At 66.1% G+C, this 22,227-nt stretch carries 24 protein-coding genes; 12 read left to right on the top strand and 12 right to left on the bottom strand.

Annotated features, from left to right (window positions below; genetic code table 11):
• Positions 1–334, top strand: a 334-nt coding sequence (locus tag C5F46_RS04765; RefSeq protein WP_146160214.1) for an aminotransferase class I/II-fold pyridoxal phosphate-dependent enzyme, incomplete at its 5' end; no start/stop codon positions are given.
• A gap of 19 nt (positions 335–353) precedes the next feature.
• On the opposite strand, the gene C5F46_RS04760 is transcribed toward C5F46_RS04765, so the two are convergent.
• Positions 354–1,727, bottom strand: coding sequence for an MATE family efflux transporter (locus C5F46_RS04760; protein ID WP_107324212.1), 1,374 nt, complete (start codon positions 1,725–1,727; stop codon positions 354–356).
• A 73-nt stretch (positions 1,728–1,800) separates the two neighbouring features.
• Positions 1,801–2,403: an SAM-dependent methyltransferase gene (locus C5F46_RS04755; RefSeq protein ID WP_107324211.1), complete on the bottom strand. Its 603-nt coding sequence runs from the start codon at positions 2,401–2,403 to the stop codon at positions 1,801–1,803.
• 120 nt (positions 2,404–2,523) lie between these two features.
• Between C5F46_RS04755 and C5F46_RS04750 the strand changes: the two genes are divergently transcribed.
• The 3 genes from C5F46_RS04750 (at position 2,524) to parE (ending at position 5,616) form a co-directional block, all read left to right on the top strand.
• Complete coding sequence (locus C5F46_RS04750) at positions 2,524–3,183, top strand: glutathione S-transferase family protein (protein ID WP_107324223.1); 660 nt, start codon at positions 2,524–2,526, stop codon at positions 3,181–3,183.
• Positions 3,184–3,251: 68 nt separating this feature from the next.
• A complete protein-coding gene (locus C5F46_RS04745; RefSeq protein ID WP_107324210.1) occupies positions 3,252–3,587 on the top strand; it encodes a transporter in 336 nt (111 codons plus the stop codon).
• A gap of 73 nt (positions 3,588–3,660) precedes the next feature.
• Positions 3,661–5,616 carry a DNA topoisomerase IV subunit B gene (gene parE, locus C5F46_RS04740; RefSeq protein WP_107324209.1) on the top strand — a complete coding sequence of 652 codons (1,956 nt, stop codon included), beginning with the start codon at positions 3,661–3,663 and terminating at the stop codon, positions 5,614–5,616.
• Between the two features lie 93 nt (positions 5,617–5,709).
• Here the strand turns inward: parE and C5F46_RS04735 are convergent, their stop codons facing one another.
• From C5F46_RS04735 to C5F46_RS04715, 5 genes are all read right to left on the bottom strand, one after another.
• Entirely contained in the window at positions 5,710–6,111 is a 402-nt protein-coding gene (locus C5F46_RS04735; protein WP_107324208.1) for a c-type cytochrome, read from the bottom strand.
• 61 nt (positions 6,112–6,172) lie between these two features.
• Positions 6,173–6,847, bottom strand: coding sequence for an ABC transporter ATP-binding protein (locus C5F46_RS04730; RefSeq protein ID WP_107324207.1), 675 nt, complete (start codon positions 6,845–6,847; stop codon positions 6,173–6,175).
• A complete protein-coding gene (locus tag C5F46_RS04725) occupies positions 6,840–8,123 on the bottom strand; it encodes a lipoprotein-releasing ABC transporter permease subunit (protein ID WP_107324222.1) in 1,284 nt (427 codons plus the stop codon). The genes C5F46_RS04730 and C5F46_RS04725 overlap by 8 nt, the downstream gene beginning before the upstream one ends.
• 250 nt (positions 8,124–8,373) lie before the next feature.
• Positions 8,374–8,826 carry a hypothetical protein gene (locus tag C5F46_RS04720; RefSeq protein ID WP_107324206.1) on the bottom strand — a complete coding sequence of 151 codons (453 nt, stop codon included), beginning with the start codon at positions 8,824–8,826 and terminating at the stop codon, positions 8,374–8,376.
• Positions 8,823–9,011 (bottom strand): hypothetical protein, encoded by a 189-nt coding sequence (locus C5F46_RS04715; protein WP_107324205.1) that lies wholly within the window; start codon positions 9,009–9,011, stop codon positions 8,823–8,825. The genes C5F46_RS04720 and C5F46_RS04715 overlap by 4 nt, the downstream gene beginning before the upstream one ends.
• Positions 9,012–9,419: 408 nt before the next feature.
• Here C5F46_RS04715 and C5F46_RS04710 point away from each other — a divergent pair, with 408 nt between their 5' ends.
• On the top strand, positions 9,420–9,974 hold the full coding sequence (locus C5F46_RS04710) for a helix-turn-helix domain-containing protein (RefSeq protein ID WP_107324204.1): 555 nt from the start codon (positions 9,420–9,422) through the stop codon (positions 9,972–9,974).
• Positions 9,975–10,192: 218 nt separating this feature from the next.
• On the opposite strand, the gene C5F46_RS04705 is transcribed toward C5F46_RS04710, so the two are convergent.
• From C5F46_RS04705 to C5F46_RS04695, 3 genes are read right to left on the bottom strand one after another with little or no spacing between them, the layout of a single operon-like run.
• On the bottom strand, positions 10,193–11,500 hold the full coding sequence (locus C5F46_RS04705) for an MATE family efflux transporter (RefSeq protein WP_107324203.1): 1,308 nt from the start codon (positions 11,498–11,500) through the stop codon (positions 10,193–10,195).
• The gene (locus C5F46_RS04700) at positions 11,493–12,008 is read right to left on the bottom strand and encodes a PaaI family thioesterase (RefSeq protein ID WP_107324202.1); all 516 of its coding nucleotides are present in this window, start codon (positions 12,006–12,008) and stop codon (positions 11,493–11,495) included. Before C5F46_RS04700 ends, C5F46_RS04705 begins: the two co-directional genes overlap by 8 nt.
• Positions 12,008–12,451, bottom strand: a complete 444-nt coding sequence (locus C5F46_RS04695; protein WP_107324221.1) for a PaaI family thioesterase — start codon at positions 12,449–12,451, stop codon at positions 12,008–12,010. The genes C5F46_RS04700 and C5F46_RS04695 overlap by 1 nt, the downstream gene beginning before the upstream one ends.
• Positions 12,452–12,595: 144 nt before the next feature.
• Between C5F46_RS04695 and C5F46_RS04690 the strand changes: the two genes are divergently transcribed.
• The 7 genes from C5F46_RS04690 (at position 12,596) to C5F46_RS04660 (ending at position 19,718) form a co-directional block, all read left to right on the top strand.
• Entirely contained in the window at positions 12,596–12,985 is a 390-nt protein-coding gene (locus C5F46_RS04690; RefSeq protein ID WP_107324201.1) for a MerR family transcriptional regulator, read from the top strand.
• 201 nt (positions 12,986–13,186) lie between these two features.
• Positions 13,187–13,600 (top strand): MerR family transcriptional regulator, encoded by a 414-nt coding sequence (locus tag C5F46_RS04685; RefSeq protein WP_107324200.1) that lies wholly within the window; start codon positions 13,187–13,189, stop codon positions 13,598–13,600.
• A 24-nt stretch (positions 13,601–13,624) separates the two neighbouring features.
• Positions 13,625–15,403, top strand: a complete 1,779-nt coding sequence (locus C5F46_RS04680) for an acyl-CoA dehydrogenase C-terminal domain-containing protein (RefSeq protein ID WP_107324199.1) — start codon at positions 13,625–13,627, stop codon at positions 15,401–15,403.
• A 32-nt stretch (positions 15,404–15,435) separates the two neighbouring features.
• Complete coding sequence (locus tag C5F46_RS04675; RefSeq protein WP_107324198.1) at positions 15,436–15,648, top strand: hypothetical protein; 213 nt, start codon at positions 15,436–15,438, stop codon at positions 15,646–15,648.
• Positions 15,645–16,286 carry a glutathione S-transferase family protein gene (locus tag C5F46_RS04670; RefSeq protein ID WP_107324197.1) on the top strand — a complete coding sequence of 214 codons (642 nt, stop codon included), beginning with the start codon at positions 15,645–15,647 and terminating at the stop codon, positions 16,284–16,286. Before C5F46_RS04675 ends, C5F46_RS04670 begins: the two co-directional genes overlap by 4 nt.
• 19 nt (positions 16,287–16,305) lie before the next feature.
• Positions 16,306–17,517 carry an acetyl-CoA C-acetyltransferase gene (locus tag C5F46_RS04665; protein WP_107324196.1) on the top strand — a complete coding sequence of 404 codons (1,212 nt, stop codon included), beginning with the start codon at positions 16,306–16,308 and terminating at the stop codon, positions 17,515–17,517.
• An 11-nt stretch (positions 17,518–17,528) separates the two neighbouring features.
• Positions 17,529–19,718, top strand: coding sequence for a 3-hydroxyacyl-CoA dehydrogenase NAD-binding domain-containing protein (locus C5F46_RS04660; protein ID WP_107324195.1), 2,190 nt, complete (start codon positions 17,529–17,531; stop codon positions 19,716–19,718).
• A 17-nt stretch (positions 19,719–19,735) separates the two neighbouring features.
• Here the strand turns inward: C5F46_RS04660 and C5F46_RS04655 are convergent, their stop codons facing one another.
• A complete protein-coding gene (locus tag C5F46_RS04655) occupies positions 19,736–20,662 on the bottom strand; it encodes a DMT family transporter (protein ID WP_107324194.1) in 927 nt (308 codons plus the stop codon).
• 106 nt (positions 20,663–20,768) lie between these two features.
• Positions 20,769–22,055: a DUF3422 family protein gene (locus C5F46_RS04650; RefSeq protein WP_107324220.1), complete on the bottom strand. Its 1,287-nt coding sequence runs from the start codon at positions 22,053–22,055 to the stop codon at positions 20,769–20,771.
• Positions 22,056–22,227: the final 172 nt, after the last annotated feature.

Genomic DNA, 22,227 nt, shown 5'->3' with positions numbered 1-22,227 from the left:
TATCACAGAAAGCCGCGCGGCGTTTGAGCGGCGCCGCGATCTGGTGGTGGCGGCGCTGAACGACTGCCCCGGCATCACCTGCCCCACCCCGGAAGGCGCGTTCTACGTCTACCCTTCGATTGCCGGGCTGATCGGCAAGACCTCGACCGCGGGCGTCACGATCACCGATGACGAAACCTTCGCCACCGCCCTGCTGGAAGAGGCGGGCGTGGCGGTGGTGTTCGGCGCGGCCTTTGGCCTCTCGCCCAACTTCCGCATCAGCTATGCCACCTCGGATGCGGCGCTGACCGCGGCCTGCGCCCGGATCAAGACCTTCTGCGAAGGTCTGCGGTAAGGCCCGGCGTCGCCGGGGGTCAGACCTCTGGCGGCACCTGCACCAGCCGCCCGCGCCAGAACCGCGCCATCAACAGGACCGAGGCGCACATCAGCCCGATCACCAGCCCCAGCCACAGCCCCTGCGGGCCAAGGCCCAACGGGAACGCCAGCACATAGCTGGTCGGTATCCCCACCAGCCAATAGCTGAACGAGGCCAGCCACATCGGCACCGTGGTATCCTGCACCCCGCGCAGCAGGCCCAGCGCCATCACCTGCATCGCGTCGAACAGCTGAAACAGCGCCGCTACCGCCAGCAGACTTGCCCCCAGCGCCACGATTCCAGGCGCCTCGGGCAGGCTCAGGTCCAGAAACAAGGCCACCATCGGCTCGGGCAGGGCCAGAAACAGCACCACCACAGCCGCCGCAACCGCAACCGACAGCCCGATCGCCACGATCGCGCCATCGCGCAACGCCTGCGCATCGCCTGCGCCATCGGCTCGGCCCGCGCGCACGGTGGCCGCATTCGACAGCCCGACATGCACCATGAACGCCAGTGCCGTGATTTCCAGCGCGATGCCATGGGCCGCCAATGCCTCGGTGCCGATCCAGCCCATCATCAGCGCGGCGGCCTGAAACAGCCCGGCCTCGGCCAGCCCCGTCAGCCCGATCGGAAAGCCGATCCGCGCGACATTGGCAAAGGCCGGCCAGTCAGGCCGCCAGAACCGCTGAAACAGATGAAACCGGCGCAGCGCGGGCAGCCAGCCCGCATAGATCGCCAGCAGCGCCGCCCCCGACGCCTGCACCGCAAGGCTGGCCAGCGCCGCGCCGCGCACACCCAGTTCCGGCGCGCCAAGATTGCCGAAGATCAGTATCCAGTTCAGCCCGATATTCAGCCCGACCCCGGCCAGCGTCACCCACAGCACGACCTGCGTGCGTTCGTTCGCCGCCAGATAGCTTTTCAACACCATGATCAGCAGCGCCGGGATCATGCCCCAGCCTGCAATGCGCAGATAGTCCTGCGCCAGCGCGGCCAGCTTGGGGTCTTGCCCCGCCGCCAGCAGGATCGGCCCCGACCACCACATGACCGGCATCACCGCCGCACCATAGAGAATCGACAGCCACATCCCCATCCGCGTGGCGCGCCGGACCTGGGTTTCATCGCCCGACCCCAGCGCACCGGCGACCATGCCCATCACCCCGATCCCGAAGCCCGAGCCGAGGATGAACACCAGAAAGAAGCCCGCCGCCCCCAGCACCACCGCCGCCAGTTCGGCCACGCCATACCAGCCCAGCATCACCGTATCGGTGACATGCAGCGCCATCTGCGCCAGATGGCTGCCGATCAGCGGCACCCCCAACGCAAGGGTGGCGCGGGCGTGGGCGGGCCAGGACAGGCGGGGATGTGTGGTCATGGCTCAGCCATAGCCCCGCCCGCGCGGGCGGGCAAGATGGGCAGGCATGGGCGCAGAGCGCGGGGCTGGCGGCTCAGGGCTTGCGTGCGACAAAGTCGATCAGCGCGGCGCGGCCGCGGTGGCCCTCGCCTTCGTCCAGATCGGCGTCGTAATCGGCCTGATGCAGCACCACCCAACGGGGAAACGCCGCGTGCAACAGGTCAAGCGTGTAAAGCTGATCCAGCTGCCCCGGCCCGCCGGTGCCATAGCCGGGCTGGCGCGTCGCAAAACCATGCACCAGCAGCAGCCCGCCGGGCCGCAGCGCCTGCGCCATGCCCGCAAAGATTGCAGCGCGCAGCGCGGGCGGTGCAAACTGGATGAACACCGCCAGAACCGCGTCATATTCCGCCTGCGGCCAGCGCCATTGCGCCAGATCGGCCAGTTCGGTGGCAATCGTCACGCCGCGCGCCGTGGCCAGATCGCGCGCCTTGGCCAGCGCCACGGCAGAGCCATCCACCGCTGTCACGCGCGCGCCCTGCCCGGCCAGACAGACCGCATTGCGCCCCTCGCCCTCGGCCACCGACAAAACCCGCGCGCCAGGCGCGATCCGCCACAGGCTGCGCGCGACGAAAGCCGCCGGTTCCGTGCCGTAATGATACTGCGCCCCGGCAAAGCGCGCGTCCCAGGCGTTGGCCATCGCTGTCTCCCCTTCATGCCCCGGCAGGATGGCGCGGCGGGGCGGCGGGGGCAAGCGCGCGCCCCCTTCCCTTCGCGCCCGCACTCCGTCAGGATGGCGGCAGGCAACGGGGAGGCTGCGATGCTGAAGGTTTACGGGCTCTATCGGTCGCGGGCCACGCGGCCGCTGTGGTTGCTGGGCGAACTGGGCGTGCCGTTTGCCCATGTGCCGGTTACTCAGGCCTACAAGCTGGCTGATCCGCTGGCCGCGGATGCACCGCTGAACACACTGTCCCCCGCGTTTCGGGCGCTGTCGCCCGCGGGCGCCATTCCGGTGATCGAGGATGCGGGCTTCGTGCTGGCGGAATCGCTCGCCATCACCCTCTATCTGGCGAAAAAGCACGGCGGGCCGCTGGCCCCGGCCGATCCGCAGGAAGAGGCGCTGATGCTGCAATGGGCACTCTATGGCACCACCGCGATCGAGGAACCCGCGCTGGAGATCTCGTTCGCCTATGCACGGGGCGAGGCGGAAACTGAGGCGGGCCGCGCCAGGATCGCCGCCGCCGAGGGAAAACTGCTGCGCCCGCTGGCGGTGCTGGAGGCGCATCTGGCCACCACCGGGCAGATCGTGGGCGACCGTTTCACCGTGGCCGACCTGAACATGGCCGAGATCGTGCGCTACGCCCAACCCGACACCGCGCTGATGGCCCGATTTCCCGGCGTGACGCGCTGGCTTGAGGCGGCGCAGGCCCGGCCTGCGTTTCAGGCGATGTGGGCGGCCCGAACCGCCGAACCGGCCTGAACGCCCCTTCGCAGCGCCGCCGAGGCGTGGCACGATCCCACCCACAGGTTGAAGCATTGGGGGGTATCATGGGGGCGTTTCTGGGCTATGGCCTGTGCTTTGCGGCAACGCTGGTTGTCATTCTGGGCGATTATTTCATCAAGCTGGCCGCCGACCGCGACCTTGCGCTGACCTCGCCGCAGTTTCTGGCGGGCTGCGCGCTTTATGCGCTATCGGCGGTGGGCTGGTATCTGGCGATGCAGCAGATTTCGTTGTCACAGGTGGGGGTGGCGTTTTCCATGTTCACACTGCTGGCGCTGTGCGCGCTGGGGGTGGTCGTCTTTGGCGAAACGCTGCGCCCGCGCGAACTGCTGGGCATCGCAATGGCGCTGGGGGCACTGGTGCTGATGGCGCGCTTTGTCTGACCGGTTGTCCGGCTTGCCCCGCCTGCCTTGCATGGGCTATCCCTGAGGGAACCAAGAACAACGAGGCAGATGCATGGCGAACGACCTTCTCTCCGGCGCGGCCGAAACCTATAACGCCTCGTCAATCGAGGTGCTTGAGGGGCTGGAGCCGGTGCGCAAGCGGCCCGGCATGTATATCGGCGGCACCGACGAACGCGCGCTGCACCATCTGGTCGCCGAGATCCTCGACAATGCGATGGACGAGGCGGTGGCAGGCCATGCCAGCCGCATCGAGGTTGAACTGACCGCCGATTACAGCGTGATCGTGCGCGACAATGGCCGCGGCATCCCGATTGACCCACACCCCAAATTCCCCGGCAAATCGGCGCTGGAGGTGATCCTTTGCACGCTGCACGCGGGCGGCAAGTTTTCGGGCGATGCGTATCAGACCTCGGGCGGGTTGCATGGCGTCGGCGCCAGCGTGGTGAACGCGCTGTCGGATACGATGGTGGTGCAGGTCGCACGCAACAAGGAACTTTATGAACAGCGGTTTTCCCGCGGGGTGCCACAAGGCCCGGTGGAAAAGATCGGCGCCGCCCCGAACCGGCGCGGCACCACCGTCACCTTCCACGCCGACGACCAGATATTCGGCCACCACCGTTTCAAACCCGCCCGCATGATGAAGATGGTGCGATCCAAGGCCTATCTGTTCTCGGGCGTGGAAATCCGCTGGAAAACCGCCATCGACGACGGCGAAACCCCGGCCGAGGCGGTGTTTCACTTTCCCGGAGGTCTGGCCGACTATCTGACCGAAACGCTGGGCAAGGCCGCGACCTATGCCGACCGTCCCTTTGCCGGAAAGGTCGGTTTTCAGGAAAAATTCGGCGTACCCGGCAGCGTGGAATGGGCGATCAACTGGACGCCTGCGCGCGACGGCTTCATTCAAAGCTATTGCAACACCGTGCCCACGCCCGAGGGCGGCACGCATGAGGCAGGTTTCTGGGCCGCGATCCTGAAGGGCATCCGCGCCTATGGCGAGTTGGTGAAAAACCGCAAGGCCGACCAGATCACCCGCGACGACCTGATCGCCGGGGGCTGTGCGCTGGTGTCCACCTTCATCCGCGAACCCGAATTCGTGGGCCAGACCAAGGACCGGCTGGCCACCACCGAGGCCGCCCGTCTGGTCGAGGGCGCGGTGCGCGACCATTTTGACAACTGGCTGGCGGCCGACAACAAATCGGCCGGGGCGATCCTTGATTTTCTGGTGCTGCGCGCCGAAGAACGGCTGAAACGCCGGGCCGAAAAGGAAACCCAGCGCAAATCGGCGACCAAGAAGCTGCGGCTTCCCGGCAAGCTGGTGGATTGTTCCGCCTCCAGCCGCGAGGGAACCGAGTTGTTCATCGTCGAGGGCGACAGCGCGGGCGGCAGCGCCAAGATGGCGCGCGAACGCACCACGCAGGGCCTGCTGCCGCTGCGCGGCAAGATCCTGAACGTGCTGGGCGCGGCCAGCGCCAAGATGGGCGCCAACGAAGAAATCAACAACCTCTGTCAGGCTCTGGGCGTGGGCATGGGCAGCAAGTTCAACATCGACGACCTGCGCTATGAAAAGGTCATCATCATGACCGACGCCGACGTGGACGGCGCCCATATCGCCAGCCTTCTGATGACCTTCTTCTTCACCCAGATGCGGCCGCTGATCGACAAGGGGCACCTCTACCTCGCCTGCCCGCCGCTCTACCGGCTGACGCAGGGCGCGCGGCGAATGTATGTGTCGGATGACGCCGAAAAGGAACTGTGGCTGCAAAAGGGCATCGGCGGCAAGGGCAAGATCGACGTGCAACGCTTCAAGGGTCTGGGCGAAATGGACGCCAAAGACCTGAAAGACACCACGATGAACCCCGCCACCCGCAAACTGATCCGCGTCAGCATCGACGAGGACGCGCCTGGCGAAACCGGCGATCTGGTGGAACGGCTGATGGGCAAGAAACCAGAGCTGCGGTTTCAGTACATCACCGAAAACGCGCGCTTCGTGGAGGAACTGGATGTGTGAGGGCGCCCGCCGTCCCCGCGCCCGCTTCCCCGACCAGCGGCGGCTGAAGCGGGGGCGCCGGGAAAGAACCGAGTGACGGGCGGCGCAGCCCCCCTACCGCTGCAACCCCTCGATATATTCCTGTAACTGCACCAGCCGCAGCGGGGTAGGCGTGGCGATGCCGTCGCCGCTGTCATACAGCACCGTATCGCCTGCCAGCAGGCCGTCGAAGGCGGGCATCTGCGGGTGGCCGGTCTGGCCCTTGGCATAGCCCCAGATCTTGGTCATCACCTCGGCACGCGGGTAGCGGCCGCCGTTACGGGCCGCAATGCGGGTCAGGTCGGCGGGGCGGGCGGTCAGCATTTCGGCACCGGCGCCGTCGCCCTTGCCACTGGTGCCATGGCAGGCCACGCAGAACGTCTCAAAATCCTGCCGGGCGGTCGGCTCGGGCTCCAGCATCGCGCAGCCCCCGATCAGGGCTGCGGCAAACGGGGCGATCAGGATCAGCCTGCGCATCGGAAAACCTCCTTCATGGGCATGACGCAAACCTCGCATGGCGGCGGGGCGGCTGCAAGGCTCAGGCCAGCCGCCCCGCTGCAAGCCGCACCACCCGGTCCATCCGCGCAGCCAGATCAAGGTTGTGGGTGGCGATCAGCGCCGACAGGCCGGTTTCGCGCACCACCTCCATCAGCATCGAAAACACCTGATCCGAAGTGCCGGGGTCAAGGTTGCCGGTGGGCTCGTCAGCCAGCATCAGTTTGGGGCCGTTGGCCAGCGCCCGGCAAAACGCCACGCGTTGCTGTTCGCCACCCGACATTTCGCTGGGCCGGTGGCGGGTGCGGTCGGCCAGCCCCACCCGCGCCAGCAGCGCCTCGGCCCGCCGCGCGGCCTCGGCACGGGCAATGCCATTGGCCAGTTGCGGCAAGATGATGTTTTCAGCCGCCGAAAACTCGGGCAGCAGATGGTGGAACTGATAGACAAAGCCCAGATCGCGGCGCCGTGCCTCGGTCCGGCGCCGGTCCGACAGACCCGTCATATCCTGCCCCGCAATCGTGACACGGCCCACGTCGGGCGTATCCAGCAACCCGGCGATATGCAGCAGCGTCGATTTGCCGGCCCCTGACGGTGCCACCAGCGCCACCACCTCGCCGCGTGCCACGCTCAGGCTGACGCCTTGCAGCACCCGCACCTCGCCCGGCTTGCCCAGCATGTAGGATTTCTCGATCCCCGTCAGGCTCAGCACATCACTCATAACGCAGCGCCTCCACCGGGTTCATCCGGGCCGCCCGCCGCGCGGGAAAGATGGTCACGATGAACGACAGCCCCAGCGACAGCCCCACCGCCTTGAGAACGTCATTCATCCGCAGATCGGCGGGCAGTTCGTAAATGCCGCGGATCGACGGATCCCACACCCCGCCACCGCCAAACCAGTTCACGAAAGCCATGATCTGGTCGATGTAGATGGCAAACAGGCAGCCCAGCGCCACCCCCGCCGCGGTGCCGATCACTCCGGTAAACGCGCCGCACAGAAAGAACACCCGCAGGATCGAGCCTTCGGTCAGCCCCATCGTGCGCAAGATGCCGATGTCGCGGCCCTTGTTCTTGACCAGCATGATCAGCCCCGAGGTGATGTTCATCGCCGCGATCAGCACCAGAATCGACAGGATCACGAACATCACGTTGTCCTCGATATCCAGCGCCCGCAAAAATCCGCCCGAGGCATCGCGCCACGACCACAACAGCGTGTTTTCGCCAGTTCCCAGCAGCGATAGCGCCCAGTCGTCCACCCGTTCGGGGTCGGCCACATAAACCTCGATCTCGTCGGCGCCACCCTCGCGGTTGAAATAGCCCTGCGCCTCGGCAAAGGGCATGTAAACGCGGGTGCGGTCGATATCCCATCGCCCGGCGCTGAAGATATAGACGACCTCATAGGCATTGATCCGGGGGCTGGTGCCAAAGGCCGTGCGCACGCCGTTGGGCGAAATCATGCGCACCTTGTCGCCCACCATCACGCCCAGTTCGCGCGCGATACCCGAGCCGATGGCGATGCCGTCGCCAAACCGCGCGATATCGCCCTGCGCCTCGGCAGAGCCTGCCACGCGGGGGATCGTCTTCAGATCCTCCAGCGCGATGCCATAGACTTCGGCCACATTCGACCGCTCGCCCATCGTCAGCATCACCTGCCCGCGCACCAGCGGAGCCGCGCGCGTCACGCCCGCAATCGCGCGGATCGCCTCGGCCCGCGCCTCGTAATCGGTCATCAGCCGCGACATCTGCCCCGTCTCGGAAATAGTGCCCGAGGTATAGACGGTGACATGCGCGTTGGAGCCGAGGATGGTATCGACAAACTCGGCCCGGAACCCGGCGCGCACGGCCAAAGTGGCAATCAGCGCCATCACCCCCAGCGTGATGCCGATCAGGCTGATCCAGGTCATCACGCTGACCCCGCCCTCGGCGCGCCGCGCGCGCAGGTAGCGCCAGGCGATCATGAATTCGAAACGCGAAAACGGGGGGGTGCGGCTGGCCATCTGGTCCTTCCCTGAAAGCGCGCGCACCGTGGCGGGGCGCGCGCAAAAGGTCAAGGGCACCAAAGACACCGTCCACCAGCGACCGCCGCGCATCCGCCCGGCTGCGGACCCAGCCCCACCTGCGGAAGCCTCCGGCGGGGATATTTGAGCCAAGATGAAAGCGTGTTCTCTCATCTTGGAAAAAATATCCCGGGGGGTGAGGCGCGGCACGCGCCGAGGGGGGGCAGCGCCCCCCGGTGTCACTGTTCAACTAGTCTGTCCATAACAGGTCAGAAGGTTTGACCACAGCCGATGAATATCGGGAATATCTGGTGACAGCCGATATCAGCCGGTTGAGGGAAGCGACTTCTTGCCCCTTCGGTGCCACCAACGGTGGATACTGGACGTTGTGACGCGGCGTTCCGGGGGGGAAGTTCGCGGCGACTTGGGCGGCGACCTCGGGGAAGGTCAGGGTCAGGCAGCGGGCGCGGATGAAGGCTTGCAACTCGGGGTCTTGTTCGATCTTGCCGCGCTGGTGGGTGCGGATGGCCGCGTTTGGAAGGGCGTTGAACACCCCGTTAAACGGCCCTTCAAGCCCCTCCTGAATGATGCCTTCAAGGGCTTCCACGGCCCGGTTCAAGCCGTCCAGCGCGTCGGCCCCGGCGCGGGCTTGCGCGCGGATTTGCGCGAGGACGGCAAGGGCGGTTCCGGGCTGGTCTGTCATAGGGCGTCGGCATCTTCGGGAGTTGCGCCGTTCAAGGCGAGGGTCAGCCCTTCCCAAAGCAAGGGGAACATGTGCCGGTCTTCGGGCGAGGCCTCTGCCTCAAGGGCTTCCATAGCGGCTTCCGGGTCGGGGTGCGAAGCGGCCTGATTGATCAGGGCGCGGGCGCGGTCAAATACGTCGCTCATCCCTTCCTGTCCCTCAGCATGTTGCGAACCGATGTGTCTGATACCCGCAAGGTGCGGGCGATATGGGCGGTGGAATGGCCCTGCCAATGCAGCATGGCGGCAAGCCATGCCTTTGCCAAGGGGACGCGCCTTCCGGCCCCGCATGTTCCCGGCGGGAAGCAGGTGCACCCATTCGGGGGCCGTGCCACCGGGCGGCAGGGCGTTGTCACAGGTGGCGAGGGTCAGGCCGGACATGGGCGCGCCTTACAGGTAGGGGGTGACGATCAGTTGGGCGGTGCCCTTCCAGATGCCCAACGAAACCGGCGCGGACGCGCATATGGCGCTTCTCTAGGTTCTCTGTTACCTTCATGTCATCAACTATTTTCCACCCTTTAAGGTGGATATTGGCGCCTAATACGGTGGTCATCAATGGCTAAATCATTCGTAGCGACAGACCTCGCCGCGCGCCTTCGGACGTTGCAAGGCTCGCAAGATTGGACTGTTCAAGAGATGGCTGCGCTTGCAGGATTACCCAAGCGATCACTCGAAAACTACATGCGCAAGACTGGCCCGCAGATACCCAGTGCCGAAGTTCTAGCTAAGATGGCCGAAGCCTACGGCGTTCCTGTGGACTGGCTCCTATTCGGCGCTGAATCTGTCGCTCTGAATCAGGCTCGGCTTGTGCGCTTGTGTGCGCGTTCGGCATCTGTCGTCTTCACTGAAGCCTTTCAACGTGCGGCAGAAAGCCTATGCGCGGACCCAGCCAATGCATCGCTGTTAATGCCTGAGGGCAAGCTTCTCGGTATGACCCCTGAGGAATGGGCCATGGAAATTGCAACCGAAGCTGGAAAGCGGGCAGAGGGCATTGTCTCTATGCCCAACTTTATGAACCATCTTAAAGTCGGTGAGAGAGTGGTCAACGACCAAGCTGCGGTGATGAAAAAGCCACTGGCGCAGTCTTCCAAACCGCAAAGCGACCTGTAGCGTGTAGCGGAAAATCGCTATACCTCCAGATTTTGGCCTTTGATTTCATTAGATAATTTTTAGGCCATCGACCACTCCGGGCCAAATCCCCGCAAATGTGGTCAAACCATCTGAACAGCACCCACCGATAACCCTTTGAAAACGCTAGACTCGCCGCTCGTTGCGTGGTCAAACCTTTTGAGCCGCCTCACGCGCCGAGAGGGGGCAGCGCCCCCTCGCTACCCCCGAGCCAGCCGCTCGGCCCGCGGGTAAAGCGTGGCCATGGTCAGGCCGCGGGTGGCATTCAGCACCATCAGCGCGGCCCACAGCCCGTGATTGCCGAAGGCGGGCAGCAACAGCCAAAGCGCCGCGGCATAGACCGCGACCGAGATCAGCATGGCGTTGCGCATCTCACGCGTCAGTGTGGCGCCGATGAAAATGCCGTCGAACATCCAGCTTGCCACCCCGATCAGCGGCGCCGCCACCAGCCAGGGGAGGTAGTCGCGCGCGGTGGCGCGCACTTCCGGGGCGGTGCTCATCAGGTCGATGATCGCAGGGCCCGCCAGCGCGAAGATAAAGGCCAGCGCAACCGCACCGCCCGCGCCCCATTGCCCGGTCACCACCGCCGCGCGGCGCACCGCGGCCCGGTTACGCGCACCCACCGCCTGCCCCACCAGCGCCTCGGCGGCAAAGGCGAAACCGTCCAGCGCATAGGCGGTGATCTCCAGAAACTGCAACAACACCTGATTGGCCGCCAGCCGCACATCGCCCTGCCCGGCGCCCAGAAACAGGAATGTGGTGAAACAGGCCTGCAAAAGCACCGACCGGATCATGATGTCGCCATTCACCCGCGCCATCCGCAGCAGCGGCGCGCGGGCAAACACCCGCGCCCGGTCGCGCCAGTAGCCGCCCGCGAACGCGTCGCGCGCCAGCCAAAGGCCCAGCACCAGGCCCGTGGCCTCGGCGATCAGCGTGGCCGCCGCCACCCCCGGCACGCCCCAGCCCAGGCCCAGAACGAACCACAGATCAAGCCCGATGTTCAGCCCGTTCATCCACAGTTGCAGCAGCAGAACGCCCCGCGTGCGTTCCATCGCAATCAGCCATCCGGTCAGCGCGAAAAGCCCGATGGTGGCGGGCGCGCCCCAGATGCGGATCGACAGATAGGCGCGCGCCATCGCCTCGACCTCGACCGAGGCCGGGGCGATGAGGAACGCCGCCGCGATCAGCGGCGCTTGCGCCATGATCAGCCCCAGCCCCGCCGCAGCCGCCACCATCAGCGCGCGCATCAGATGCGCCGAAACCTCGGCTGCGTCGCCCGCACCACGCGCCTGCGCCACCATCCCCGAGGTGCCCATCCGCAGAAAGCCGAATACCCAATAAAGCGTGGCCAGCACGATTGCCCCGATCCCCACCGCCCCGATCGGCGCGGCGGCCCCCATCTGGCCCACCACGCCGGTATCGACCGCGCCCAGGATCGGCACCGTGGCGTTCGACAGAACGATCGGCCCCGCGATCTTGAGAACGCGGGCGTTGCTGATCCTAGTCATCAGTGCCGGGCGGCGGCGGCATCAGGAAATGGCCCGTGGCCTGCGCAAACAGGCGCGTGCGATTGTCTTGCCAGGCCTCGACGTGAACGCTGGCATAGCGCCGCCCCGACCGGTTCACCCGTGCCCGCGCATAGGCATCGCGCGGCAGACCTGATCGCAGGTAATCCACGGTGAAATCAATGGTCTTTGGCAGACGCGGCAGGTGCAGCGGATCAAGCGTGGCCAGATCAATCCGCCCCGCTTCCATATCTTCCCACAGCAGGCTCCATGACAGTTCGATGATCGCCGTCACCTCAAGAAACGCCGCCGTCACGCCGCCGTGGATCGCGGGCAAGAGCGGGTTGCCGATCAGCTTGTCATCAAACGGCAGCACCGCGGTCAGTTCATCGCCGCGGCGGTCAAATTCGATACCCAGAAACTGGATATAGGGCACCCCCGACACCAGCGCGCGCAGCGCGGCATCGCGGCGGGTTTTCACGACCTGAACGGGTTCCAGCGGCTTGCGCATCAGACCTGCCCCCCCTTCGGGCGTTCCACGGTGAAGGCGCCGGTCGCAGTGGCCACCGGGCGGGCGGTGTCGTCGTCATGGGCGGTGGCGCGCAGAAAGGCCACGGTGCGGGTGATGTGATAGACCTCGGCCCGCGCCACGATCCGCTGGCCGGGCGTGGCGGCACGCATGTAGTCGATGCGCAGGTCGATGGTGGCGGTGCCCGCAGCCGAGCCGGGATGGCTCATCACCGCGGCCCCACAGCAGGTATCCATCAGCGCCGACACCGCGCCGCCATGAATGACCCCGGTGCGCGGATCGCCCACCAGCCGCAGGTCATAGGGCATCGAGATTTCGGCGGCCCCTTCGCCCAGCGCATCAAGCCGCATTCCCAGTGCGCGCGAATGCGGGATCGCCTCGATGAATTGGCGGGCAAGCTGCAATTTGGCGTCAGGGTCGGTCATCGGCACCTCCATCGGGCTGGGCTGACTATCGGGCCAAGCCCCGCCCCCCGCAAGCCCCCCACCCAGTCGAGCCAAGCTGTTAAGCCAACCCCGTTGAGATTGCGCGGGCCGCGCGCTAGCCTGCGCCATGCGAAGGGGGCTGGGATGACCGAACGGCTGAGTTTCAAGGATATGTGCGCGCGGTTTGACGTCACACCGCGGACGCTGCGCTATTATGAATACATCGAACTTCTCAGCCCGATGAAAGACGGTCGCGCGCGCTATTACGGCCCGCGCGAACTGGCGCGAATGAAACTGATCCTGCGCGGTCGCCGCTTTGGCTTCAGCCTTGAGGAAATCCGCCAATGGCTTTTGCTGTATGACCAGAAAGGCACGCGCGAGCAGTATCAGGTCTGGGTCGATATGGCCGACCGCCAGCTTGAGGTGTTGGCCCGCCAGCGCGTCGAACTGGACGCCTCGATCGCCGATCTGCGCGCCCTGCGTGACGAAACCGCCGAGTCGCTGCGCCACGGCAGCCTGCCCGACACGGACTGATCGCCCCGCTTTTGTCACCGCTGGGCCGTGCCTCCGCGTCACGATGTTGCGCTGACGCTGCGGCAGGCTTTTTGGACATTACGTCACCATTTTCGTGACGCCACGTCACACTGACGCCCGCGTCAACTTGGCTTGTATGTTGAACTCAGCGGTTCGATTTGCCTGTGCATGACGCAACGACAGGCACTCGAAAGGCTGACGATGAGTGACGAGATGATGACCATCCGCGAGATGTGCGAAGCGTTCGATGTGACGCCCCGCACCCTGCGGTTCTACGAGGCGAAAGAGCTATTGTTCCCGATCCGTCGGGGCCAGAAGCGGCTGTTTACCCGGCGTGATCGCGCCCGGCTGAAGCTGATCCTGCGCGGCAAGCGCTTTGGTTTCAGTCTGGAAAGCATCCGCCAGTTGCTGGACCTGTACGACATGGCCGGCCAGCAGCATCTGCAACTGCCGCGCACGCTGGACGTGGCGCGCGAGCGGCTGGCCGAGATGACGCGCCAGCGTGATGATCTGGCGCAGGCGATTGCCGAGCTTGCCGAACAGATTGCCCAGGGCGAGAGGGAGCTTGCCCAGGCCGAGACGACCGAAGGGGAGAGGGTGCAATCCGCCGCCTGATCCCGCAACCACCGGGGGAGAACCATGCCTGCCTATACCGCGCCGATCCGTGACATGCAGTTCCTGCTGCACGAGGTTCTGAACATCGCCACCGCCGGGGTGCCCGGCTATGACGAGCTTGAACCCGATTTCACCGGCGCGGTGCTGGAGGCCGCAGGCAAGGTCGCCTCCGAGGTGCTGGCGCCGCTGAACCGCAGCGGCGATGCCGAAGGCTGCCGGCTGGAAAACGGCATCGTGCGCACGCCCAAAGGCTTCAAGGCGGCCTTTGCGGCGATGAAAGAGGGCGGCTGGACGGCACTGGACAGCGACCCCGAGTTTGGCGGTCAGGGCATGCCCTATCTGATGGGCACGGCGGTGGGCGAAATCTTTGTGTCCGCCAACATGGCCTTCAACATGTATCAGGGCCTGACCCATGGCGCGGTGTCGGCGATCGAGGCGCACGGCAGCCCCGAGCAGAAGGCCACCTACCTGCCCCCGATGATCGCCTGCGACTGGACCGGCACCATGAACCTGACCGAGCCGCATTGCGGCACCGATCTGGGGCTGATGCGCACCCGGGCCGAGCCGCAGCCCGATGGCAGCTATCGCATCACGGGCGAAAAGATCTTCATCTCGGCGGGCGAGCATGATCTGGCCGAAAACATCATCCATCTGGTTTTGGCCAAGGCACCGGGCGGGGGCGAGGGCACCAGGGGCGTGTCGCTGTTCATCGTGCCGAAGTTTCTGGTCAACCCCGACGGCAGCCTTGGCCCACGCAACGCGGTCAGCGCGGGCAAGATCGAACACAAGATGGGCATTCATGGCAATGCCACCTGCGTGATGAACTATGACGGCGCGACGGGCTATCTGCTGGGCGATCTGCACAAGGGCATGCGCGCCATGTTCACCATGATGAACGAGGCACGGCTGGGCGTGGGCCTGCAAGGCTATGCCGTGGCCGAGGCCGCCTATCAGAACGCGGTGATCTATGCCAAGGACCGGCTTCAGGGCCGCGCGGTGACCGGTGCGGCCAACCCCACCGGCCCCGCCGATCCGCTGATCGTGCATCCCGACATCCGCCGCACGCTGATGGACCAGAAAAGTTTTGTCGAGGGGGCGCGCGCCTTCACCTTCTGGGGCGCCAGCCTGATCGACCGCTCGCGCCGCCAGGGCGATGCCGGGGCCGAGGCGCTGATCAGCCTGCTGACCCCGGTGCTGAAAGGGTTTCTGACCGACAAGGGCTTTGAAACGGCGGTTTCGGCGCAGCAGGTCTGGGGCGGGCACGGCTATATCGAAGACAACGGCATGGCGCAGTTTGTGCGCGATGCACGCATCGCCATGATCTACGAAGGCGCCAACGGCGTGCAGGCGCTGGATCTGGTCGGGCGCAAGCTGGCGGCCGATGGCGGCAAGCCGGTGATGGCCTTCTTCGATCTGGTCAAGAGCTTTGTGAAGGAACACGAGGCCGACGCGGGCCTGAAGGCCGAGTTCCTCGGCCCGCTGAAGGCCGCCTCGAAAGACCTGCAAGCCGCCGCCATGATCTTTCTGGAGAAAGCCGCGACCGACCCCAACGGCGCGTTGTCGGGGGCCAGCGATTTCCTGCACATGTTCGGCCACACCTGCCTGGGCCTGATGTGGGCGCAGATGGCGGTGGCCGCGCAAACGGCGCTGACCGAGGGGCGCGGCGACCCGGCCTTTCTGAACGCCAAGATCGTGACGGGGCGGCATTACATGGCCCGCCACCTGCCCGCCACCGCGCTGCATCTGGCGCGCATCCAGGCGGGCGGCGACACCGTGATGGCGCTGGCGCCCGAGGCGTTCTAACCTTCTGCCCACAGGGATCGAAGGAGAACAGAATGCCCAAACGCCTGCGCCTGACGCGCCGCTTTCCCGTTGCGATGACGAACGATGCCCACCGCCGCCTCACCGGCTTTGCCGATGAGGCGGGGATCAGCGTCGATGAGGCGCTGACCTTCATCTTCGAGAATTTCACCTCGGTGATGAACCACGACAATCTGGCGCATCGGCTGCGACTGTTCCGCGCCGAGCTTGAGGATCGCAAGGCATGAAACCGCGGCTCTACTGCTTCCCGGAATCGGGCAATGCCTACAAGGCCGCGCTGACCATGCAGCTTGCGGGCTACGACTATGACCCCGTCTTCGTCGATTTCTTTGGCGGCGGCACACGCGCACCCGCCTTTCTAGCGCTGAACCCGATGGGCGAGGTTCCGCTGCTGGTCGAGGGCACGCGCCACCTCAGCCAGTCGGGCGCGATTCAGGTGCATGTCGCCGAACGCACCCGCCGCTTTCTGGGCGACACCCCCGAGGACCGCGACGAGGTTCTGCGCTGGCTGTTCTGGGACAATCACAAGATGTCGGCGCAGGCGGGCAGCCTGCGGTTCCTGATGAACTTTGCGCCCGCCGACCGCCGCCCCGCCGAGGTGATCGGCTGGATGACCGGGCGGCTGCGGCTGGCGCTGAAGACGCTGAACGCGCATCTGGAGACGCGCGACTGGATCGTGGGCACCGGACCGACGCTCGCCGATTTCGCCTGTTGCAGCTACCTTTACTACCCCGAGCCTTTCACCTTCGCCCGCCCCGACTGGCCCGCCATCGACCGCTGGCTGACCCGCATCGCCGCCCTGCCCGGCTGGCGCCCCCCCTATGATCTGATACCCGGCCCGCGCTTTGCGCCCGCCGCCCCCTGAACGAACCCCGGAGGAGAGCATGACCGAAGCCTACATCTATGACACCGCCCGAACGCCGCGTGGCAAGGGCCGCCCCGATGGCGCGCTGCACGAGGTGACGTCGGTCGCGCTGTCGGCGCGCCTGCTCGATACGGTGGCAGAGCGCAACGGGCTGCAAGGCCCGGTCATCGAGGATGTGATCTGGGGCAATGCAACCCAGGTGGGCGAACAGGGCGGTTGCCTTGCACGGTCGGCGGTGCTGGCCTCGAACCTTGATCAGGCGATTCCCGGCCTGTCGATCAACCGCTTCTGCGCCTCGGGGCTTGAAGCGCTGAACCTTGCCGCCAACCAGATCAAGGGCGGCGCAGGCGCGGCCTATATCGCCGGCGGAGTGGAAATGATGAGCCGCGTGGCGATGGGCAGCGACGGGGCGGCGATCGCCGTTGACCCGTCGCTGGCGATGAAGGCGGGCTTTGTGCCGCAGGGTATTTCGGCCGACCTGATCGCCACACTTTACGGCTTTACCCGCGATCAGGCCGACGCGCTGGCCGTCGAAAGCCAGCGCCGCGCGGCGGTGGCGATTGCCGAGGGCCGCTTTGCCCGCTCGCTCGTGCCGGTGCGCGACCAGAACGGGCTTGTGATCCTTGACCACGACCAGCACCCCCGCCCCGAAACCACCGCCGAAACGCTGGCCGCGCTGAAACCCGCCTTCAAGGACATGGGCGAGGTGATGCCCGGCTTCGACAAGGTGGCGCTGATGAAATATCCGCAGCTTGAACGGATCGAGCATATCCACCACGCGGGCAATTCCTCGGGCATCGTCGATGGCGCGGCAGCCGTGCTGATCGGCACCCGCGAATTCGGTCAGGCGCACGGGCTGACGCCGCGCGCGCGCATCCGCGCCAGCGCCCGCATCGGCACCGAACCCACGATCATGCTGACCGGCCCGGTGCCGGTGACAGAACGGGTGCTGGCTGCCGCAGGCATGGCCATTTCCGACATCGACCTGTTCGAGGTGAACGAGGCCTTCGCCGCCGTCGTGCTGCGCTTTTTGCAAGCGTTTGCGGTGGACCCGGCCAAGGTCAACCCGAACGGCGGCGCCATCGCGCTGGGCCACCCCTTGGGCGCCACCGGGGCGATCCTGATCGGCACCCTGCTGGATGAACTGGAACGCACCGGCAAGGGCGTGGGCCTTGCCACGCTCTGTGTCGCCTCCGGCATGGGCGCCGCCACCATCATCGAGCGGATCTGAGGGAGAACGCGATGACCGATTTCACCTGCACCACCGACGCCCAGGGCGTGGCCACCATCACCTGGGACGTGCCGGGCAAGTCGATGAACGTCATGTCGCTGGCCGGCTTTGCCGAACTTGACGCGCTGATCGACGCCTGTCTGGCCGACACCGCCGTCAAGGGCATCGTCATCACCTCGGGCAAGCCCGATTTCGCCGGCGGGATGGACCTGAACGTGATAGCCCGGATGAAGGCCGAGGCCGGCGACGACCCGGCCCGCGGCCTGTTCGACGGCGTGATGGCCATGCACGCCGTGCTGCGCAAGATCGAACGCGCGGGCATGGACCCCAAAACGCTGAAAGGCGGCAAGCCCATCGCCGCCGCCCTGCCCGGCACCGCACTCGGCATCGGCTATGAGTTGCCGCTGGCCTGCCACCGCATCTTTGCCGCGCCAAACCCAAAGGCCAAGATCGGCCTGCCCGAGATCATGGTGGGCATTTTTCCCGGTGCGGGTGGCACCACGCGGCTGGTGCGCAAGCTGGGCGCGATGATGGCGGCACCGTTCCTGCTGGAGGGCAAGCTGAACGACCCGGCCACGGCGCAGGCCATGGGCCTGATCGACGAACTGGCCGAAGACCCGGTGGCCGCGGCCCGCGCCTGGGTGCTGGCGGCGAAAGATGCCGATCTGGTCAAGCCCTGGGACCAGAAGAGCTACAAGATGCCGGGCGGCGCGCCCTATCACCCTGCGGGCTTCATGACCTTTACCGGCGCCAATGCCATGGTGACGGGCAAGACGATGGGCGTCTATCCGGCGGCCAAGGCGCTGCTCGCGGCGGTTTACGAAGGCGCGCTGGTGCCCTTTGACACCGCGCTGAAGATCGAGGCGCGCTGGTTCACCCATGTGCTGATGACCCCGTCGTCGGGCGCGATGATCCGCAGCCTGTTCATCAACAAGGAGGCGCTGGAAAAGGGCGCGAACCGCCCCGCCGTGGCCGATCAGAAGGTGCGCAAGCTGGGCATCCTGGGGGCGGGCATGATGGGGGCGGGCATTGCCTATGTCAGCGCCAATGCGGGTATCGAGGTGGTGCTGATCGACGCCGCCCAAGACGCCGCCGACCGCGGCAAGGCCCATGCCGAGGCGCTGCTGGACAAGGGTGTGCAGCGCGGCAAGGTGACGGCGGCGAAAAAGGCCGAGGTGCTGGCCCGGATCACCGCCACCACCGATTACGTCGCCCTTGCGGGCTGCGATCTGCTGGTCGAGGCGGTGTTCGAAGACCCCAAGGTCAAGGCCGAGGTGACGGCGCGCGCCGAGGCGGTGCTGCCCGACACCGCGATCTTTGCCACCAACACCTCGACCCTGCCCATTTCCAGCCTCGCCAAGGCGAGCAAGCGCCCAGCGCAGTTCATCGGCATCCACTTTTTCAGCCCGGTGGACAAGATGATGCTGGTCGAGATCATCAAGGGCCGCGACACCGGCCCCGAGGCGGTGGCCAAGGCGCTCGACTTCGTGCGGCAGATCCGCAAGACGCCGATCGTGGTGAACGATGCGCGCTTTTTCTACGCCAACCGCTGCATCATCCCCTACATCAACGAGGGCATCCGCATGGTGGCCGAGGGCGTGGCCCCCGCGCTGGTCGAGAATGCCGCGAAACTGGTGGGAATGCCGCTGGGACCGCTGCAACTGGTCGATGAAACCTCGATCGACCTGGGCGTCAAGATCGCCAAGGCAACCCGCGCCGCGATGGGCGCGGCCTATCCCGACGGCGCGGTCGATGACGTGCTGTTCTGGATGGCCGATCAGGGACGGCTGGGCAAAAAGGCCGATGCGGGCTTTTACACCTATGCGGGCGGCAAGCGGCAGGGCCTTTGGCAGGGGCTTGCCGCCCGCTTTCCCTTGGCCGAGGCGCAGCCCGATCTGACGCAGGTCCAGCACCGGCTGCTGATGGCGCAGGTGCTGGAGGCGGTGCGCGCGCTGGAGGATGGTGTGCTGACCGACATCCGCGAAGGCGATGTGGGCGCGATCTTGGGCTGGGGCTTTGCGCCGTGGTCGGGCGGGCCGTTCTCGTGGCTCGACATTATCAGCGCAACCCAGGCGGTGGACATCTGCGACCGGCTGGCCGCCAGCCACGGCGCCCGCTTTGCCGCCCCCGCACTGCTGCGCGACATGGCGGACAAGGACCAGACGTTCTACACCCGCTTTGCCCCGGCCAAAGCCGCCTGAAATCACCCGCGGGGGCGTCAGCGCCCCCGTGCCGCGATCATCAGACCAGCGGCAAAGATCAGCCCCATTCCCGCCAGCGCCGCAGGCCCCGGCACCTCGGACCAGATCAGCCAGCCCCACAGCGCCGCCGCGGGCAGCACGATATATTCGAAAACCGAGGCGCGGCTGGCCTCGGTCATCTGATACCCCTTCACCATCAGCCCGACACCCACCAGCGACCCCAGCGCCTGCACGAACACCCAAAACAGCACCGTGCCCGAAGGCCAGACCGGCCCGCGCAGAATAAACCCCGCGCCTCCCGGCGGAACCGGCTGCGGAAACAGGCTCAGCAGCGCCAGCCCGATCAGCCCGAATACCCCCAGCATCAGGAAAAAGCCGGTGGTCAGCGTCTCGGCACTTTCGCGGCCGCACCACTGGCGGGTGGCAAGGTTGCCAAGCGCGTAAAAGAACCCCGCCAGAACCGGCAGAACCGAAGCCGGGCCAAGCCCCGCCCCGGCTGCCGGACCCAGCACCAGCACGATGCCCGCAAACCCCGTGGCCACCGCCACGATCTGTAGCGGGCTGATCGGCTGACCATAGACCGCCCAGCCGATCAGCAGCACAAACAACGGCGCCGTGAACAGCCCCGCCGCCACCTGCGCCACCGGCAAAAAGCCCAGCGCGCCGAAATAGATCACCATCGCCGTGGCATGAACCGCCGACCGCGCCAGCACCGCGCCGGGCGACACCGGGCGCAGCCGCAGCCCGAACAACGGCACCGCAACCAGCAAGATCGCCACCACAAAGGCCGTGCGCGTGGCGTGAAACTGCCATAACCCGATTTCGGCTGCGATCACGCGCACATAATTGTCGGTAAAGCCGATGATCAGCGCATAGCCCGCAATCGCCGCCGCTGCCGCGGCGGTCTGGTCGCGCCGCACCGGCGCCTGATCTAGAACCGACATGATGCCCCCAAGGTCTCCCAAGCGTCAGGAGACCCGGTTTCCGGCGACCGTCGCGCCGGGAAACGACATGGTTTGCGACATTGTGCCCGGTGCGGGCAGCAGGCCGCTAATGCCCCATGCCGCGGCGGATTGCGCGCACCATCGCCCAGACCGACAGCACCACAAACGGCACCAGCGCCGCAGTCAGCATATCCTTGCCGATACCCAGAACCGTGGTCAGCGGATAGGCCAGATAAGCGGCCAGATTCAGCGCGTAATAGCTGATCGCCACCACCGACAGCCCCTCGACCGTGTTTTGCAACCGCAGTTGCAAATCGGCGCGACGGTCCATGCTTTCCAGCAGCTTCTGGTTCTGCGCCTGTCGCTCCACATCGACGCGGGTGCGCAGCAATTCGCCCGCCCGCGCCGCGCGTTCCAGCATCGCATTCAGCCGCGCCTCGGCCGATTTCACCGTCCGCATCGCGGGATCGTAGCGGCGCAGCATGAATTCAGCGAATTTCTGGCGCCCCTCGAACCGGATTTCACGCATCAGTTCTACCCGGTCATGCACGATCGCCTCATAGGCCGCCGTTGCGCTGAACCGGAAGGAATGCTGCATCGCCAGCGCCTCCAGCTCTGCCGAGATGCTCAGCAGTTCCTGCAATGTCGATTCGGCATCCGAGATTTCGGCAGTCATCGCCTCAACCAGATGCGACAGCTTCGGGTCCAACGCATTCAGCCGGTCAGCCAGCAAACGCGCCCGCCCCAGCCCCAGCATCGACATGGCGCGATAGGTTTCAATCTCGCACAGCCGCTGCACGATGCGCCCGATCCGGCCCTGCCCGGTGCCGGGGCGGGCAAAGACGGCAAAGCGCATCTGCCCCGCCGGGTCGATACGGAAATCGCCCGCCACCACCGCGGCCCCGTCCAGCACCTCGGCACAGACAAGGCTTTCGGGCACCAGCCAGTCGTCGATCTGCGGCAGGATCGCGGCAGGATCGGCGGGCAGTTCTTCGATGCGGATCGACACCGCCGCCAGCCGCTTGCCCTGCGCCGCCTCAATCCAGGAGGCCGGAAAAACCTCGGCTTCGGCCGGGTCAAAAGGCCGCGACGACACCCCCGGCGCAAAGGCCAGATAGGTGACAAACTCGGTATGGCTTTCCCATTTCAGCGCATGGCGGCCAATCTGGCCGCTGTAATGGGTGCTTCCCGGCTGCGGCAGCGGCGCGCCGTGACGCTCCAGCAGCGCGCAAAGATGGTCATGATCGGCCGAGTGATCGCGGTTGGCGGCATCGCGTGGCTCCTTGATCGCCAGATAGACCGCGTGGCTTGGCACGCTCAGCGTCGGAAAAGGGCGGGCGTGAAGCTCGTTCACAAGCGCGTAGCGCAAGGGGTGGTCGTCGATCGGGGGCATGATGATATCCGGGCGCATCGCGCAAATCCGCGCGCCCATATCATCTAATGCCGCAGGGCGGAAAAACAGCCCCCCATTCTTCGGGCGTGACAGCACACCGCAGCATACTGGCTTTTGTGCAACGCCCCGCCCCGGCAGCAAAAAGCCCCGTCGCGGGAACGGGGCTTTCAGA

The sequence above is a fragment of the Phaeovulum veldkampii DSM 11550 genome (genome assembly GCF_003034995.1).
GTDB classification, from domain to species: Bacteria; Pseudomonadota; Alphaproteobacteria; order Rhodobacterales; family Rhodobacteraceae; genus Phaeovulum; species Phaeovulum veldkampii.
This window is presented reverse-complemented; position numbering and strand designations above follow the sequence as displayed.